At 46.8% G+C, this 17558-nt stretch carries 15 protein-coding genes; 7 read left to right on the top strand and 8 right to left on the bottom strand.

Going from position 1 to position 17558, the window contains the following annotated elements:
• Positions 1-53 precede the first annotated feature (53 nt).
• Positions 54-1340 (bottom strand): sugar ABC transporter substrate-binding protein, encoded by a 1287-nt coding sequence (locus tag RS891_RS04900; RefSeq protein ID WP_315794611.1) that lies wholly within the window; start codon positions 1338-1340, stop codon positions 54-56.
• Between the two features lie 458 nt (positions 1341-1798).
• Here RS891_RS04900 and RS891_RS04895 point away from each other — a divergent pair, with 458 nt between their 5' ends.
• Positions 1799-2827: a LacI family DNA-binding transcriptional regulator gene (locus RS891_RS04895; protein ID WP_064640517.1), complete on the top strand. Its 1029-nt coding sequence runs from the start codon at positions 1799-1801 to the stop codon at positions 2825-2827.
• A 125-nt stretch (positions 2828-2952) separates the two neighbouring features.
• Here RS891_RS04895 and RS891_RS04890 read toward each other — a convergent pair whose 3' ends face one another.
• A complete protein-coding gene (locus RS891_RS04890; RefSeq protein ID WP_064640518.1) occupies positions 2953-3711 on the bottom strand; it encodes an SDR family oxidoreductase in 759 nt (252 codons plus the stop codon).
• Between the two features lie 191 nt (positions 3712-3902).
• Here RS891_RS04890 and RS891_RS04885 point away from each other — a divergent pair, with 191 nt between their 5' ends.
• The 3 genes from RS891_RS04885 (at position 3903) to RS891_RS04875 (ending at position 6533) form a co-directional block, all read left to right on the top strand.
• The gene (locus tag RS891_RS04885; protein ID WP_315794610.1) at positions 3903-4511 is read left to right on the top strand and encodes a TetR/AcrR family transcriptional regulator; all 609 of its coding nucleotides are present in this window, start codon (positions 3903-3905) and stop codon (positions 4509-4511) included.
• A 165-nt stretch (positions 4512-4676) separates the two neighbouring features.
• Positions 4677-5720, top strand: a complete 1044-nt coding sequence (locus RS891_RS04880) for a cupin domain-containing protein (RefSeq protein WP_315794609.1) — start codon at positions 4677-4679, stop codon at positions 5718-5720.
• A 99-nt stretch (positions 5721-5819) separates the two neighbouring features.
• Positions 5820-6533, top strand: coding sequence for a YoaK family protein (locus RS891_RS04875; protein ID WP_315794608.1), 714 nt, complete (start codon positions 5820-5822; stop codon positions 6531-6533).
• Positions 6534-6649: 116 nt separating this feature from the next.
• Here RS891_RS04875 and RS891_RS04870 read toward each other — a convergent pair whose 3' ends face one another.
• The 5 genes from RS891_RS04870 to RS891_RS04850 all read right to left on the bottom strand — a co-directional run bounded on the left by RS891_RS04870 (position 6650) and on the right by RS891_RS04850 (position 13633).
• Positions 6650-7789, bottom strand: a complete 1140-nt coding sequence (locus RS891_RS04870) for a toxic anion resistance protein (protein WP_315794607.1) — start codon at positions 7787-7789, stop codon at positions 6650-6652.
• Positions 7790-7870: 81 nt separating this feature from the next.
• Positions 7871-9559 (bottom strand): vWA domain-containing protein, encoded by a 1689-nt coding sequence (locus RS891_RS04865; RefSeq protein ID WP_064640520.1) that lies wholly within the window; start codon positions 9557-9559, stop codon positions 7871-7873.
• A 12-nt stretch (positions 9560-9571) separates the two neighbouring features.
• Positions 9572-10303, bottom strand: coding sequence for a hypothetical protein (locus RS891_RS04860; RefSeq protein WP_315794606.1), 732 nt, complete (start codon positions 10301-10303; stop codon positions 9572-9574).
• Positions 10304-10662: 359 nt separating this feature from the next.
• Positions 10663-11229 carry a Uma2 family endonuclease gene (locus RS891_RS04855; RefSeq protein WP_064640522.1) on the bottom strand — a complete coding sequence of 189 codons (567 nt, stop codon included), beginning with the start codon at positions 11227-11229 and terminating at the stop codon, positions 10663-10665.
• Positions 11230-11311: 82 nt separating this feature from the next.
• Positions 11312-13633, bottom strand: a complete 2322-nt coding sequence (locus RS891_RS04850) for a beta-L-arabinofuranosidase domain-containing protein (RefSeq protein ID WP_315794605.1) — start codon at positions 13631-13633, stop codon at positions 11312-11314.
• A 194-nt stretch (positions 13634-13827) separates the two neighbouring features.
• Between RS891_RS04850 and RS891_RS04845 the strand changes: the two genes are divergently transcribed.
• Together RS891_RS04845 and RS891_RS04840 are read left to right on the top strand one after the other, a co-directional pair.
• Positions 13828-14595, top strand: a complete 768-nt coding sequence (locus RS891_RS04845) for a helix-turn-helix transcriptional regulator (protein ID WP_315794604.1) — start codon at positions 13828-13830, stop codon at positions 14593-14595.
• A 171-nt stretch (positions 14596-14766) separates the two neighbouring features.
• Positions 14767-15276: a GNAT family N-acetyltransferase gene (locus RS891_RS04840; protein ID WP_113056125.1), complete on the top strand. Its 510-nt coding sequence runs from the start codon at positions 14767-14769 to the stop codon at positions 15274-15276.
• A 146-nt stretch (positions 15277-15422) separates the two neighbouring features.
• On the opposite strand, the gene RS891_RS04835 is transcribed toward RS891_RS04840, so the two are convergent.
• Positions 15423-16466, bottom strand: a complete 1044-nt coding sequence (locus RS891_RS04835) for a 2,3-butanediol dehydrogenase (protein WP_315794603.1) — start codon at positions 16464-16466, stop codon at positions 15423-15425.
• 141 nt (positions 16467-16607) lie between these two features.
• On the opposite strand from RS891_RS04835, the gene RS891_RS04830 reads away from it, so the two are divergent.
• Positions 16608-17513 carry a LysR family transcriptional regulator gene (locus tag RS891_RS04830; protein ID WP_113056127.1) on the top strand — a complete coding sequence of 302 codons (906 nt, stop codon included), beginning with the start codon at positions 16608-16610 and terminating at the stop codon, positions 17511-17513.
• Positions 17514-17558: the final 45 nt, after the last annotated feature.

Genomic DNA, 17558 nt, shown 5'->3' with positions numbered 1-17558 from the left:
AATAGCAGAGTGCAGAGGACCTGTTGGCTTCCCCTGCACCTGCTCTTTCTTTTTTATTGGACAGTTGCAAGGCTCTCCTTGACTTGGTTGACTGCGTTATCCAGAGAGGTTTTCACATCCTTGCCTCCATCCCATATGTCGGTAATTGCCGCGCTGATGGGACCCCATACGCTATCCATGGCAGGAAGCGAAGGCATTGGGGTGGAGTTGTTGAATTGCTCAAGGAATGCCTTTGTGATTTCATCGCCTTGAATTTTCGGATCTGCCGCCACGTCTTTATTAGCCGGGAGAGTTCCGTTCATCTCAAAGTTGACCATCTGGGATTCGGCACTGGAGAGATAGGCCGCAAACAGCTTGGCAGCGTTCGGATAGGTTGTGAATGCATTGACGTAATATGCCTTGACTCCAGAGAAGGACGTCATTGGTTTGCCTTCAATTGCCGGGAGTGGAGCCACACCGAAGTCAATGCCAGCATTGCGATAATCGGCGATGGACCAAGGTCCGTTAATATCCATGGCCAGTTTCCCGCTTGAGAAGAGACCTTTCTTGATGTCATAGTTCACATCGCCCATTTTTACAGGCAGCACTTCCGATTTCAGCGTTTGCAGGAACTGACCGCCCTTGATGGCTCCCTCATTGTTGAGGCCAATGTCCTCGCTGTTCATGCCTTCATCGCCGAAGATATATCCCCCTTGGGAAGCCAGATAAGCAAAGTTGTAATAGAACTGCTGGAGTTCCCACATCAGGGTGTACTTGTTGTTTTTGGTGTCATTAAAGGTTTTGGCAAAGCTGATAATGTCATCAAATGATTTCGGTGCTTCAGGATAAAGCTTTTTGTTATAGAACAACGCATAGGTTTCTACGCTGTAGGGATATCCGTATAAAATGTCTTTGAAGGTTACGGCTTTAACCGCATTGTCACTGGTGGATTGTGTGGTCTCTTGCTCAAAAATATCATTCGGCAAGATCAGTCCGGCTTCTGAAGCGCTGCCAATCTTGTCATGTGGGAAAACGACCACATCCGCAGCCAATCCCGCGGGTCCGTCCGTGGTCAGCTTAGTCACTTGATCGGTCGGCGGCAATTCCTCAATCTTTACAGAAACGCCGTACTCCTCTTCAAATTTCTTCGCACGCTCCTCTATAAAGCTGCTCTGATTTTTATCCTCCCATATGACAAGGCTTGCGCCCTCTTCTGGCTGAATATTTTCCGCGGTCACTGTGGTTTCTCCAGTCTCACCGCTGTCTGTTGTGGTTGGCGCTGCGCCTCCACCTCCGCTTGAACATGCGGTAAGTGTGAGTGCCATGAATCCTGCAAGTGCTGCTTGGTGCCATTTTCTCATTGTATTTCCCCCTTTTCGTGGTCATGATCGATGCTGTACTCGCGCTTTTCATCCGTTTTTCTGTGTACTGTTCCTGTACTCCGAAGTTCGCCGTGTATCCGTTTGAAAGTAATACAAACGTTTGCTCATATTAACCTCGAACTGGCCCAATCCTTATGTAATCGGGATGAATTCTCTAAGAAGTATGTTGATTTAATTAATGTAAGCGCTATAATGACAATAACATCATACAACAGCAAACTTTATTTGTACAAACGTTTGCACAAGTCATTTTCGTTCATTTTCCGTCACTTTTGTGCTGTTTCTTTCTGTAATTTCCTATTTGCTTGATCTCCCACCATCTTCCTTTATTTTTCGTTTCCCCTCTTCACCATGAAGCAGTTAGCAATTGATTTATCGAAGTCTTTGAATTAACATAGGAGACATGTTGAAATGCTTGTACAGAAGGGATTTTTCACATGATTACAATCAAAGATATTGCCAAATTGGCGGGTGTATCCCCTTCTACGGTCTCACGGGTTATTTCCAACCATCCCAGAATCAGTTCGGAAACATCACTCAAAGTGAAGCAAATCATGAAAGAAATGAATTATCATCCAAATATGATGGCCAAAAGCCTTGTTTCCAAAACGACTCAAACCCTGGGTATCATGCTGCCCCGACCTGCTGAAGAGCTGTTTCAGAACTACTTTTTCGGAGAATTGCTTCGGGGAATCATTACCCATGCCACCCGCATGAATTATGAACTTCTTCTCTCAACCGAAACGTCTTCCAGCGATGAATTAAATGCCATATCTCGCCTGGTACATGGGCGGCGCGTGGATGGCATCTTGCTGCTTGGCTCCAAACGGGAAGATCCGATTATTTCGTTTTTGGAGGCGGAAAAGTTCCCTTTTGTACTGATTGGCCGCAGCGAAACGCATCCTGATGCTCCGATGGTGGACAATAACAATGTACAGACGGCTTTCGATGCAACTACACATCTGATTGCCCAAGGGCATAAACGCGTTGGATTTGTTAGCGGACCACCAGATTTGACGTTGTCTCATGATCGCCTGCTCGGATACAAAAATGCGCTTGAAGAAGCGGGTCTTGATGCTAACAATGACTGGATCGTGGAGGGAGAATTCCTGCAGGAAAGCGGCTTCCGGTCGATGTCCCTGTTCATGTCGCTACCCGACAGGCCAACCGCGCTCGTCGTTATCGACGACAATGTTGCCTTTGGTGTGCTTCGTGCTCTGGCTGAGCTGGGATACAACGTTCCTGAAGATATAAGTGTTGTGAGCTTTAACAATATTGCCTTATCGGAACTTGCTTCGCCGCCGCTTAGTTCAATTGATATCGGAACTTATCAGCTGGGCTATACTGCAGTCCAGGTATTGTTAAAAATTCTAAATGGTGAACATCTGCCTCAGAATCCGGTTATTATTCCGCACCGTTTGATTGTTCGGGATTCGTCCCTATTTACGTTATCCGGGAATGCGTAGACATGTCTGTGCAAACGTTTGTCCTGCTGACCTAATGTCCCACCTTCTCGCCTGTTGCGGACATGCAAAAAGAAGCCCATACACTGGTATGAGCTTCTTTGCATATTTCAGTTATGAACGATGGATTAGTAAGAACTCCATCCTGCATCTGCCGTTACGACTGTTCCGTTCACGAAGCTGGATTCATCCGAACCAAGGAACAGCGCCACCTGTGCAATCTCTTCACTTTTTCCTGCACGCGGATTAATTGCCATTCCCAGCTGTTGTCTGCTGGCACCGAAGTGGTTAATGTTTGTCATCGTGGAGGCAATATTGGTTTCAACCCCACCTGGAGCAATCGCGTTACAGCGAATACCTTGCTGAGCATACATGAAGCCTGTATTTTTTGTGAATCCAACAACCGCATGTTTGGATGCGGTGTAAGCTGCGCCTGCACGCGCACCATGCAATCCGCCTGCTGAGGCAATATTGACGATAACACCTTTTTGTTTTTCCAGGAAGATTGGCAGCACTTTACGAGTAGCACGCATAACACTTGTGGTATTGATCGCAAAGATCCGCTCCCACTTGTCATCCACAATGTCGCCAGCTGGTTCCATGCTGTCCATAATACCCGCATTATTGACCAGAATGTCCACAGTTCCATAGGTGTTAACCGTCGTATCGATCAGGTTCTGAATATCTTCTTCCTTCGCCACGTTCGCAACCACAAACGTTGCTTCTCCACCATTTGCCTTGATATCCTCAGCAACCGCCTGCGCTGAAGCCTCATTGATATCCGATACAACCACCTTAGCACCTTCCTGCGCGTACAGTGTTGCAATTGCTTTGCCCATGCCGGAACCTGCACCTGTTACTACAGCTACTTTATCTTGAAGTCTCATAATTGTATCAACCTCCATGTATTCGTTTACAATAAGTTAACAAACAAATGTTCATTAACTCTTATCCTTAGTATAATAAGTCATAGCATTCCTGTTCAATCAGTAAAAGCTTGCCCAATTGTACGTTAATCAACACTTCTAATTCCGAATGTACTTTATCTTAAAATACCTATTTACGAGGAGTACTGCATATGACCGAACTTCCGAGTTCCATGGATCGAAGAATCAAGAAATCCAAAGCGGCACTGAAGGATGCCCTCATTCAATTAATGCAAAAGCAGTCATTCAAAGAAATATCCATTACCGATATTGTGCGGCTGGCAGATCTGAATCGGGGCACTTTTTACAGACACTATCAATACAAAGAAGACTTGTTCAATGAGATCATGGATGACATCATTAAGGATCTGGTCTTCTCCTATCGTGAACCTTATCTGGATAAAGAAATATTTGAAGTAAGTCATATGCCCTCTTCGGCAATTAAAATATTCGAACATGTGCATCAGCATGCGCAATTCTACACCCTTGTCGTGAAATCGGAGGCATCATCCAATTTTCAGCAAATGATCTGCGATGTTCTGCGTGACCTTGCCCTCCAGGATCTGAACGAAATATTTCCGTCCCACATCAATCGTGAGCTGCTGGCAAGTTATCAATCCCATGCCATATTCGGCATGATTATTGAATGGATTCGGCAGGAATTCAAACATAGCCCTGCTTATATGGCAGATGAGTTATTTAAAATCATTAACTACAAACCTGGCAATGTAGTGTATCACACCCCGTATAAGGCGCCCTAAGCACAATTGTATTGGCAAACCCAACATAAAAAGTTGAATGAAAGTCTCTCTTTTGCCTCATATTAATCAGGAATCAATTGAATAGTTTCGCAAAATATGGGTAAAAGGTATGAACGCCATATTTAACTATTTACATGTGTACCTAATATAATATGAGGAGGAATCATGATGACATCTTTCAAATATCGGCTTGAACAAAAAGAACCCCGTACGGGCCCTGGCGGTATTACCCGCGGTGCTTCCGTTCGGGATTTCCCTGCGTCCATTGGAATTGCAGGCGTATCCATGCGCCTGGAACCAGGAGGCATGCGTGAATTGCACTGGCATGCCAATGCGGCAGAATGGGCTTATGTGATCAGCGGCTCATGTCGCACCACCGTCATACATCCCGACGGACATGCATACACCGATACATTTGAGCCAGGAGATGTGTGGTATTTCCCTCGTGGTTACGGACACTCCATTCAGGGATTGGGACCGGACGAATGCCATTTTATTCTGATATTTGATAATGGTGATTTCTCGGAAGATCACACGTTCAGCATTACCGATTTCCTGTCTCATACACCGAACAACATTGTTGCCCAAAATCTCGGGATTACCCCGGAGCGTGCAGCGAAATTGCCTCAGGGCGAAGCCTACTTCGTCAAAGGGCCTGTCCCTAATGACAGCTCCTCTTCCGGAACGTATCGCCGCAATTCGGAGCTAACGACTCCCCACCGATATCCGCTGCATGCCAAGCAGCCCAGACGAGTGCCAGGCGGCGGAACACAGCGTACGGTTACTGTCGAAGATTTCCCCATCTCCACTACGATGGCCGGATCATTAATCGAACTGCAACCCGGCGCATTACGAGAGATGCATTGGCATCCCAACGCTGACGAATGGCAGTATTACATTAGCGGCACTGCCGAAATGACGGTATTTCTCGCAGAAGGTCATGCAGTGACAGAGCAATTCGAAGCAGGTGATGTGGGATATGCCCCAATGGGTGCGGGCCACTATATCAAAAATACGGGAGATGAGGCCTGCCGTGTGTTAATCGGGTTCAACAGTGGACACTATGAAGCTATTGATCTGAGCGAGTGGCTCGCAGGCAATCCGGATGATGTGCTGTCCACGAATCTGGAAATGTCCAAAGAGGAAGCCGAACAGCTTCCGAATGATACTCTTTTTATCGCACCTGACCCGAATAAAACGAAGTCATAGTCCAACGACCGTTACCAATTAAATATAGGTTTGGGTTAGTGATCCTTCTGTTATATATCACGTAACCACTCCAGTATCATGGAAAAGGGGTTGGACATCATGGTTTCTGATTCTGCTTCCGATTCGGCCAGTGATCGCAAACGTGTGGGACATACCGTAGAACGACTGGAGCCGGGTCTTTCCCGGCTTCTGCTGTCATGTGTGCTTGTGCTGATCTCCGGTTTCATTGATGCGGTCGGCTATCTGCAGTTGGGGAAAATCTATCTGTCTTTCATGAGTGGTAACAGTACCAAGATTGGTATCGCGCTATTTGAAGGAGATTCCGCTGTATTAACGAATATAGGTCTGGTCATTTTTTTATTCGTTGTTGGCGCCTTTATTGGTACGCTGATCACAGATCTATCGGGCAAATGGCGACTGGCGGGCATCTTGGGCTTTGAATCCCTGCTTTTCGCTGGCGCCATTGTATTCTTGCTGTTCCTCGAAACACAGAGCGTGCTTTTCCCGATTGCCGTCGCCATGGGCATGCAAAACACCATGCACCAGATGGTTGCTCATGCTGACGTGGGCAAAGGTTTTGTGACAGGCACATTATTCGGTATTGGACAGGCACTGGCCAAAGCTGTTCGGGGTAAGGCTCCTGCTTCCGAATGGGCAGTACTCGCCCTGTCCTGGGTTATTTTTGTGATCGGTGCAGCTCTGGGAGCACTGTTATTAATCCAAGGAAGCCTGCTGCTTGCCCTGAGTGCTTCACTGGCTCTGCTTCTTCTGCTGATCCCCTACGTCCTCCATGTTCAACGAGATTTGACCTAATCAGCAGCAAGATCAAAAAAAAAAAAAAAAACGGTTGAACCAGAGCTTATCTGTGTTCAACCGTTTTTTGAGGTCATGCATGTAACTTCCTCTACACCTTCTGACTACCTTCCAAACTACAGCCCCAGCTTCTGCCCTTTCTCCAACCGCTGAATCTGTTGTTCCCCGGTATCCGCCAGTTCACGGAACTGATTAATTGTCTCCCGCATCCGTGGCAAGGCCTCCTGTTTATACACACTGATAGAGTCAAGCGCGGAAAGTACATCCGTGAACGCCTGCTTCATCGTATCGACGGAAATGCTGGCATCATAAGCTTGCTTCTGGATGGCAATGCCCTGATCTTTCAGCATTTTGGACGTACCTGCGATCAGGTCGTTGGTCGTCCGGTTAAGCAGTTCAATTTTCTGCAATACAATCTTCTGATTGTAGAGTGCACTCGCGACGGTAACGGCAATTTTCAATGCCGAGATCGTTACATTTTTGGCACGATCCACACCGCGGATCAATTCCTTGTTGTTGCGGATGACGACTTCAATGGCCATGATGCCCTGCTGGTTCACCACCAACATTTGCTGCAAATCCATGACCCGCTGGCGTAGCGGGAACAGCACTTCTTCCGTGATAAAACGGACTTTCTCCGGGTCCTCATTACGCACTTTGGCGGCTTCGATCTGTGCGTCAATCGACTCATCCATCAGCACCCCAAGCTGAATTTCCTTTTGCAATCGTTTGGTGAGTTCCCGCAGATTTTGCTGTTCAATCTCCAGTGTAGTATTGTCGTTCCTCAAGGTCGCTCTGCCTTTATCCAGCGAGGTCACAATATCGGCGATGACCGCATCAGCCTTCTGGTATTTCAGGAAATAGGCCCGGAGCGGATTGAACAATTTGCCGAGGAATCCAGTCTTGGCAAAATCGACCACGCTCGGGTCGAGATCCTTCAGCTGCATATGCAGCTCGGTCAAGCCTTTGGCGACCTGACCGCCCTCGTCTCCCGTCTTGGACAGATGTCCAACGGAGACTTGAAGCAACGCGTTTTTCTCAGAAGAGGATCTCATCGTGTTCATGCCAAAACCGTCAATGGATTGCAGAATCTCCTTGCGTTTCTCCAACGATTCGAGATCCAGTGTCATGATCATCTCCACGTTAGCATTTGCGACTTGCTGCAACTCCGCCACCTCGGCAGGTACGGGCTTTACTTCCTCCTCTATTACCTTCTGAATTTCCTTTTGGCTAGGTATCTCCATCGAAAACGACATCCAAGTTCCCCCTTCAATTACGTGCTATATAAAATGGAATAATGAACTTTACATTAGGTCATTTCGTGTGCAATACAGGTGCTACATCTGCACGTTGAACAGGTTACCAATTTTGTACACCACATCGTCGGTATCCGCGTTAATGCTCGCTGCTTCGTTAATACTGGAGATGCTCTCCAAAGCTTTGATGTCCGCGTTATAACCAATCGTGTAGATTGGCACTTTGTAGGTCTCGACCAGATCACGAATATCCTTCAGTGTATGACCTTCATTGGTTTCTCCATCACTTAGGACAAAGATTAGTGGCTTCACATTTGGATCAGTAGCCATATAATCTTCCAGCATCTTCATCGCCACGACGATCCCATCAAAGGTTGCCGTACCGCCACCCGCTTGCAGGCTATCCACCGTACCAACAAACATCGACTGCTGATTCGTATCATACTTGGCAATTGGCAGATTCACAGTTACTCCACTAGAGTAGGAGACGAGGCCGATACTGTTATCTGTGCCCAGGAACTTCTGGCCTTTGCGCAATGATTCCTTGAGTCGGTTCAGCGGTTCGCCGTCCATACTCCCGGAAACATCGGTTACAAATACGGCCGCAATCGGTTTACTGCCGTTCTTTTTCTCTTTCCATACTTTCTGTGCGGACAACAAGGTGCCACCATCCACTGTGTTCAATTCGGACTTATAATCCTGTAAACCGTTGAAGCCGAATTCCTCAGCCGATTGCTGATACTTCGCTTGGGTTACGAATTCTGCATACTTCTTAATGATCTCTTGCTTGTTCTGCGGCAGTTGCCCCAGTGCATACAACGGGCTGTCATGTCTTACGCCAAAAGGGGTAAAGACATATCCGCTTTTCAGATCCGCGGTATTTACGTAAGTCTGGTACTCCAGTACAAATGCGTCCAGTCGGCCTGACTTGGCTGCCTCACGCATCTGAATGGTTGTGGACGCCGTAAACGGTACGTTCGCCTGGAACTTCTCAAAACCCTCAATCGCTTTCTCTCCAAGAGGATTGGAGCTGTCGTATGTGTTGAGTGCCGTCACGAGAAAGTTTAGCCCCGTGGAACTGGCAAATGGATCGGTGTACCCCATCGCGAGCTCATTGTTCGCAATCGCTTCGGTCACGGTTTTTACATTAACCGAGCCGTACGTGTCGACCAACGCATCATATTTGGCTTTGGAGATGACGATGCCGGGAACGTTCCCCACCAGTCTTTTGGATACCAGGTCGGTCTTTACTCCGCTTGCAGCTACCATCTCGCCCCATAACTCATTCGAAGGTGTAAACGCATCAGGCACATATTTACCAGACTTAATATAATCAGCCGCCGTACCGGATGCGATATTGCGTAATTTTACCGAAACCTGTTTGCCGCCAACGGTAATGTTAGCCTTGTTGAACTCTTCGGTTACTTCGGTTAACCAGCCATCCGCTCCGGTTCCCGCCTTCTCGATGGAAGAAAAGATCTCTACATAATCATTCGTTGTATTCTCGACCGTGATCGGGAATTTGGAGATGTCCGGCAGTGATTCAGCCACATCCACCGGGTCGAGATCAATCTGTCCCTTCACGGGTTCAGCCGTTGCCGGAGCAATGTCCGCATACAGCTTGCCTAACTCTTTGCCTGCATTCTCTGTCGTTACCTGTGTGCTGGATTTACCAACGTTCGACGTCAGCGTGATACCTGCATATACGAGCCCAAACACGAGTACCAGCATTAAGATCGATATGAAAAAAAACTTTCCTTTCTTAGCCATACGTACAACCCCTCACTGTCTGTATAATTTGGTGTGCTTGATTAATTGGTCAATTTCCTGCATACAAGGCATCTGTTCAATATCTCCTGCTTCAAAGCTGTCCAGGCGGGAGATTTCCAACATCAATTGGTCCAGCTTCAAAAGAATTTCCTCATTGGTATGAAGCGAGTTTTTCACATAGCTTAGATAGTCGTTATACACTTTGGTCTTTTCTTGAAAAAGCTTCTGGGGAAGTGTTGCGGATTTGGACTTCATCAGGCTGGCGTACTCCGCTTCATCGAACACATTAAGTCGGTTAAGTACACTTCGGATGTTGAGGTATAACAGCTTCTCCACCTCGAGGGTGACCGAAGCAAATTTCTTGTAACTCAGTTCCCCCGGATCAAATCGCTGATTCAACACGCTCAGGAGGGTTTCTTTCTTTTTCTTCATGCGGCTTAGTTGAGATAATCCCAATGTGATATCTTCCTCAAGCACTTTAATACGTCGATAAAAGGATAACGCTTCCACATAATCTTCATGGGTTTCGATACTCTTCACGGGCAAGACTACAGGCTGTCTGAACAACAAAGTGTAGCTTCCATAGAAGAGAGCCATCACGCTGCCAAACAGAAATGTCACGGAGAGCGATGTCGTAAATGCTCCCCCGCCAAACTCCAGTCCGATGAATCCTGGTGAGAACAATAGAACATTCATGACTACAACGCCGAAGATCAGCCCCAGCAGTTTTATGTACTTTATCATGTAAATCATCAGACCTCCTTTCGCGCTATGTGTTGGAGCTTTATGTCGATATTTACCATTGGAACTTTATTTCATTGTACATGATGTTGCCGCATTCGGGTGGATTAATATGGATATTCATAATATACGTGGCTTGGGCTTATCCCATTTCATCTTTAGAGGGACAACGTGGATAAGATTTTGTAACCTTTGGGAAACGAGTCTGGTGCCCTTGAACAATCGGTGACGGAAAAAGAAATGTTATCAGGTAATACGTGGAAATTTGCTGTGCGTGTCATTTTTTATATAGGGCTTATTCGATAAAAAGCAAAAAAAACACCCCGACGCCCAACGCCGGAGTGATGATGATATTGTCAGATCTAATTCAGCTTGAATAAATTTCGAAGCGGAATCGCAAGTTCCGGATATAACACCGATTGAATCGTTTCTTGCTCCGTGTACAGTTGACGGTTCTGGTAACTGCCTTCTTCCAATGTGTACACATGAACGGTCTGATTGCCAGGGTCAACAATCCAGTATTCATTCACACCATATTTCTGATACAGATTAAACTTCTCGTTAAAATCCTTCAGCGCAGTTGAAGGAGAAAGTACTTCTATGATTAGAGACGGCGCACCTTGACAGCCGTTTTTGGATATTTGGTCTTTGGAACAAACCACCGATAAATCCGGTTGGACAACATGATCAGGTACGTCATACTGTTCATTCTCACTGAAATACACGTCAAAGGGAGCAACAAATACGATACATTTCCTATTCTGAAAAAAAGTACGCAAGGAGAAGTGCAGCTCACCCACAATAAACTGGTGTAATGAGGTAGGGGCTGGAGACATATTGAACGCTTTGCCGTTAATTAACTCCCAAGTTCCCTCCCAAGTTAACCAATCCTGAAAACTATAGATGCCTTTATTATCCGGTTTTGCCACACTTCCAACCTCCTCTTTTACCTAATCAGCATTTTGCTCTTATTATAACATTGTGTTTGCCCATTTTCATACAATGCCTCTTTTACGAGAAGATAGATTCCGGTTTGCTGCGCGTTGTACGTACCTCCACGACTTTCCCGGCACATCCGTTGCCGTCCAACGCCTGGAATGCAACTCGCACACTGTCTTTGCCTGACGTAACATTCTCAGGGATATCATAGGTAACGTAGAATACTTCACCGATCTTGTTCATATGAATTCGCTGTTCTCCGACCACATGGCCATCGACGGCGATATTAAATATTCTCTCATGCCGTGTTCCTTCCCGTTCAAAAGGAGAATGATCCCCGCCCCAGTATGCCACGCATACATAGTTCGGTGCAGCACCATCCACTGCCAGCTGGTAGCTGAAGTAAGCTCCGCTGACACCAAATGCTTCTCGCCACATATGCAGCTTGTTGCGGCTGTCTGTATACGAACCGTTATGATGTTCTGCGCGGCAATTGCTATCCAGATGATGTCCGATCTCATCCTGCTGACCATCGGGCTGCACCCTGTCGATGGTGATATCATTCAATTCCTTCTCCAGTGCATCCCCTTCATCGTTAAACGGCCAATAGACCGTATAGAACTCATGATGTACATCATAAAAAGGGATCAGTTTCACCGGGTTACCGTCTGAAGTGACATCCTTGCTGATCTCAAACGTCAACGTACTTGCGTCCACGACCTTGATCCACTCGTGCACATCCTCCTGCTCTGTCCAGATCACAGGTACAGGTGTAGTTTTGGGATTCAGTGCCGTTTCGTCCACGATGGTATCCTCGGGCAGCCCTTCGCTTCCCAAAGCCCCTGCCAGCACAATCGGGCCGTACAGGAATGCCACCTTGTGTGTATCATCCCGGGACGTGTATTGATGAAGTGACATCGGCAGCGTGATGGTGAGGACATCGCCAGCGGTCCATGTGCGCTCGATGTCGAGGTATCCGGGTTCCATCCGGGTATGCGAATGAGCCGTATCCCCGTTGACCGTTGCCGTCATTGGCTCCTGCAGCCATGAGGGCACGCGTAGTCTAAGATTGGCCGAGGCGCTGCCTTCGGTGATCGTAAGGGTTACCTTTTCCGAATAAGGAAATTCGGTTTCGAGCTTCAACGATATGCCTTGGGATTTCCAATCCAATTGGGAAGCAATATACAGGTTAACGTACAGATCCAGTTCATCCTCGAAATAGATTGCCTCGGCGTATTTACCCGGGTTCTCCATGCCAGATCCTGTGCAGCACCACCAAGCGGTATCGTGAGTACCGTAGATTTTGTAGTGGCCTTGCAGCGTGGATGCAAAATACGTTTTGTTCCCTGTGTCCGGGTCCTGTGTGCCCAGGATGTGGTTGTAGATCGCATTTTCATAATAGTCCATGTAGGCACTGTCGGGATTCCAGGTATAAAGCTGCTTCGTCAGATGCATCATGTTGTGGGTACAGCAGCTCTCTCCGGTTTTGATGCCCAGACTCTCCATGCCTTTCGCTTCATAATGCTCCGAAATGCTCGTAGCACCAAATACATAAGACCGATGATGAATCGTAGTGTCCCAGAAAAACTCCGCCGCTGTCCGGTAGCTCTCATGGTTATGGTCCTGATTGTAGATTTCGGCTGCACCGATGACTTTCGGAATCTGCGTATTCGCATGTTTGCCCTGAAGATCGTCCCGCTTGTGTTCCAACGGTTCGAGGATTAATTGATGTGTGAATTTGTTAGCTATCTCAAGGTATACAGACTTCCCGGTGATTCCATACAAATGTGCAAATACTTCGTTCATTCCACCGTGCTCACTTTGAAGCATCGTTTGCATCTGTTCTTCGGTCATCGGGCTTAGACCTTCTACCGCCCAATCCGCAAACCGTGTTACCACCTCCAGTGCCTGCTGATTGCCCGTTAATTTGTATGCATCAATTAGTCCGCGATAGATCTTGTGCACGCTGTACCAAGGCACCCAGTATTCGCCGATATTGAAACTGCCAATATGCTCTGCTCGGAATGCGATGCGGAAGGCTTCTTCGGACAAGCCGCCAATATATCCGCTGCCTGTTGTCTGTTGAATGGATGCAAGCTCGCTGACGGCATAGTCCAGCGTCTGCTTTAACGTATCATTACCTGTCGCCTGATAGGTCACAGCCAGGGCAGACAGATAGTGTCCAAGGGAATGCCCGCTAATCGAGCGTGCCTCCCAACCCGCGTATCGTTCCTTTTTTGCCGGTAACCCCTGGGCCTCAAAACATGGTGCCAGAAAACGGTCCATGTCGAGGGATAACAAATACTTTTCTCCAACTTCCTGTGACGTTTGAAAAACGCCATTTAACAGATTGACATGCTCAGGTCCCAGAAATCCCTTTTTGGTTTCAATCATTCTGCTCGCTCCTCCTCGGTATGTAGTGGATATTTAGAAATACTTTTATAGATATACAAAGGGTAAAATCCGTGTTGCAATTCAATTGTCTCTTGCGTTCTTTCTTCATACAGGCCTTGAATATCCTCATATTATCAAATAAAATACAACTACATCAGACTCATAATCCAAGAAAAGGTGGAGAAATCCGTCCTATGCAAAAACCATTGGAACATTATCTGTGCGGCAAGTTCATAACCGAAGGCAATTGGAGCCATATGAAACGCAGCATGCCTGTTCACGAGGTCATTTTGATGTTGGAGGGCGAGATGTACATTGCGGAGGAGGACGAGCAGTTCGTGGTTCGGGCTAATGATCTGCTGTTTCTGAGAGCTGGGCGCACCCATTATGGCTATCAGATCAGCGATGCTCCCGTCAGCTTTTATTGGGTTCATTATGATTCAATTGAGGAAGAGTTCGACCAGTATCCCACCCATGCGACTATTCAGGTTCCGTCCACCGCCAATCAGCTGTTCAAGCAATTGCTGCATAGTTCATCGTTCTCACCGGAAGAAGCAGACGCAGCATTGCTGCTGCTGCTCAAAGAACTGGAACGCAACACACAGGCTGGTTATCGACCGCATAATGCGATCGTTGACCACATCTGCAAGTGGGTGGATATTCATCTGCATACCGACATTACGGTGGGTAAGATTGCTGAGTCTTTTAATTTTAACAAGGACTATATCTCCAAAATGGTGAAACGTGAGAAAGGCATTGGGCTCAAAACCTATATCCTCACGGAACGGATTCGCCGGGCCAAGCAAATGCTGCTCAATACCAATGCCAGTGTGAAAGAAATTGCAGGACAATGCGGTTTTTCGGATTACAAACTCTTCCTGCGCATGTTCAAACAATACGAAGGCAACACACCTACCGAATATCGCAATAATTTGTATTCCACACAGCTCAACCGTCTATAATGAACCTTATACGTGCGAACCTTGGATGTGCTTGTGTGGATATACCAACTCATAGAATTTTATGAGTCATATATAGAAAATTTGAATGAATCCAGTACCATTGGGTGTGATACAATTCAAGTCAACTATATCTCTTATCAAACCAAGATTAGATCAGAAGGAGAACTTGAGATGACAACGGCAGTAACGATTCATCCCGCTACAGAAGCTGACCATGAAGAAATTGTACATATTCTCATTGAAAGTTACTCCGAGTACCGGGAGACATTCCAAACACAGGAACAATGGGAACATTATTTGAAGGATATTCGGGAATCGCCGAGCAATCCTTACATCAAGCAATTATGGATTGCCAAAATAGATAATCAGATTGTCGGAACGGTCCAATTGTTCGAGACCGCGCATAAGGCTTACCCGAACTTCGAGTTGCCTATTGATTATCCGTTTATTCGACTGTTGGGCGTCGATCCCAAGTGGAGAGGTCACGGTATTGCCAGAGAACTGCTTCAACAATGCGTTGAATCTGCCAAACACATGGGCAAAAATACGGTGTATTTATATACGGGGGGTCAGATGGTCAACGCGATTCGATTATACGAACGTTTCGGTTTTGTAGAAGACCCGGAATTCAGTTCCGAGAGTGGCGGAGGCAAAGCGATCTGCTACCGTTATGATTCATAATTCTCGCAAATAGTAATAAGCGCGGATAACACAAAAAGGGATACCCATAAGTCATTATATGACGGAGGGTATCCCTTTTCAGCGTTATTCTGAGCTAAAGAATCGGAGTCGAGCAGCAAATGCTAGTCGCTCCATTTTCCCCACGATTAACCGCCGATCTGCACCAAAATTTTCGCATGGCTCTTGTCGGTCATGAGCAGTTCAAGTCCTTCCTGAACGATGTCGTCCAGCTTGATTTTTCTGGTAATCACCTGTTTCACATCAAGTGCTCCCTCAGCAATCAAAGAGATGACTTCAGGGAAAATATGACGATAGGCCAGCGTTGCTGTCAGGTTCGCTTCTTTCACTAACAGGTCGAAGAAATTCACCTGAAGTGGATTTGGAATTGCTGCAATGACAACAACTTCTCCACCTTTTTTGATCACGGCTACGGCGCTGTCCATGGTTGGCTGTACACCTGCCGCTTCATATGCTACATCTATTCCGCCAGACTGCTGCAAAATCACTTCAGTAGCGTTAACTTTGGCACTATTCACCGGAATGGCTCCCAGCTTGGAAGCCAAATTCAAGCGTTCTTCAAATACATCGACTGCATAGATCGCGGAAGCTCCAGCAGCTTTGGCTGACAGGATCGTCAGCAATCCAATCGGACCTGCACCATATACAGCAACCTTCTGACCTACTTTTAATTTGCTATGGCGAACTGCATGGAAAGCTACCGCTGTAGGCTCAACCAGTGCGCCCTCTTCAAAGGATACGTTGTCCGGCAATTTGTGCACCATATACGCCTTAACAACAACGTATTCAGCAAAGCCTCCATCACCGTTCAGTCCCACAAATCCGAACTCGGTACATTGGTTATAGCGCCCCTGAATACAGTACTCACACTGTCCGCAATGATACAGTGGTTCAACAACAACACGGTCCCCTATACTGATACCGCTTACATCACTTCCCAATTCACTGACCGTTCCTGCAAACTCATGACCAAGTGTCAGCGGCGCTTTCTGTCCTGAAAGCGGGTGGTTCTGCCCTTCCTGAATGCCTACGCCATGATGGTAAGCATGCAAGTCACTACCACAGATTCCTGCGTACTCGACTTTAATTTTCACTTGTCCTGATTGGGCTACCGGTATTTCCCGTTCTTCGACCCGGACATCTTTCTTGGCATACCATACTGCTGCTTTCATGAGATACATCCCCTTTGGTTTATCTTGTCCATCTGAAATCCAACTACTGTCTATTAATTATATCGCCGTTCACGTATTATTCATATTTATAGATACTAATGTTAATATTACTCGTACTAATGCTAAAACGGAGATGAGACCATGAATCTGGAACAGCTTGAATATGTAGTTGAAATTGCCAAAACCCAATCGTTCTCGGCCGCCTCGGAGCACCTGCACGTCACTCAGTCGGCGATCAGCCAATCTGTGCATCGTCTTGAAAATGAGCTGGGTATGATCCTGTTCGAACGCTCGCGGCATGGAACGTTCCCCACCCTTGAAGGCAAACAGTTTATTGCCAAGGCACTCGATATTTTGCAGCGCATCGATGAATTGAAATCACTGAATGCGGAGACATCCTCGTTAACCGGAGACCTGCATGTTGCCACTTTTCCAAGTGTGATGCCTTACCTTGTTCAGACTGCTGCAGATATGAAACGCGAGCACCCTCAATTGAATATTGCCATTGAGGAGAAAGGTTCCATGGAAATTATTGAAGACATCCGTAACAACAGAACCCACCTGGGCTTCATCGCCATCTACGCCAAACAATTGCGGGAATTCGATGGACTGCATTTCAGTCCCATGTATTCAGGTAAACTGGTCGTATGCACTCATCACCAATCCGATCTAGCCAAGCTTAACCGGGTTACTCCCGAACAATTAAAAGAACATAAGCTGGCTCTGTATCGTGATGGATTCATCGAAGATTTCCTGCAGGAGTTCGCGTATGATTACGGCCCTCTGTCCATCCTCTTCAAAACGAACAACTCGGAAGCAATCACCACCGTTTTAAGAAATAATATTGCCGCTACCATTGGCCATGACTTCTCCTTCCACCAACATCCGCTATGGAAAGAAGGCATTGCAAAAATGGTAGAGATTGCCTCGATCGAGCAACCTAAAATGCAAATCGGCTTCGTGCAGACCGAATCCAAGGAGGTTGCCATAGCCGCTGAGCGATTTGCTCAACGCTTCAGACAGGCAATTGAGCTGGACCAGTTATGATGGCAGAGTCTAAGTCATAATTGGGGGATCAAAAAAAACACTCCG

This window comes from Paenibacillus sp. BIC5C1, assembly GCF_032399705.1.
In the GTDB taxonomy this organism is placed as follows: domain Bacteria; phylum Bacillota; class Bacilli; order Paenibacillales; family Paenibacillaceae; genus Paenibacillus; species Paenibacillus taichungensis_A.
This window is presented reverse-complemented; position numbering and strand designations above follow the sequence as displayed.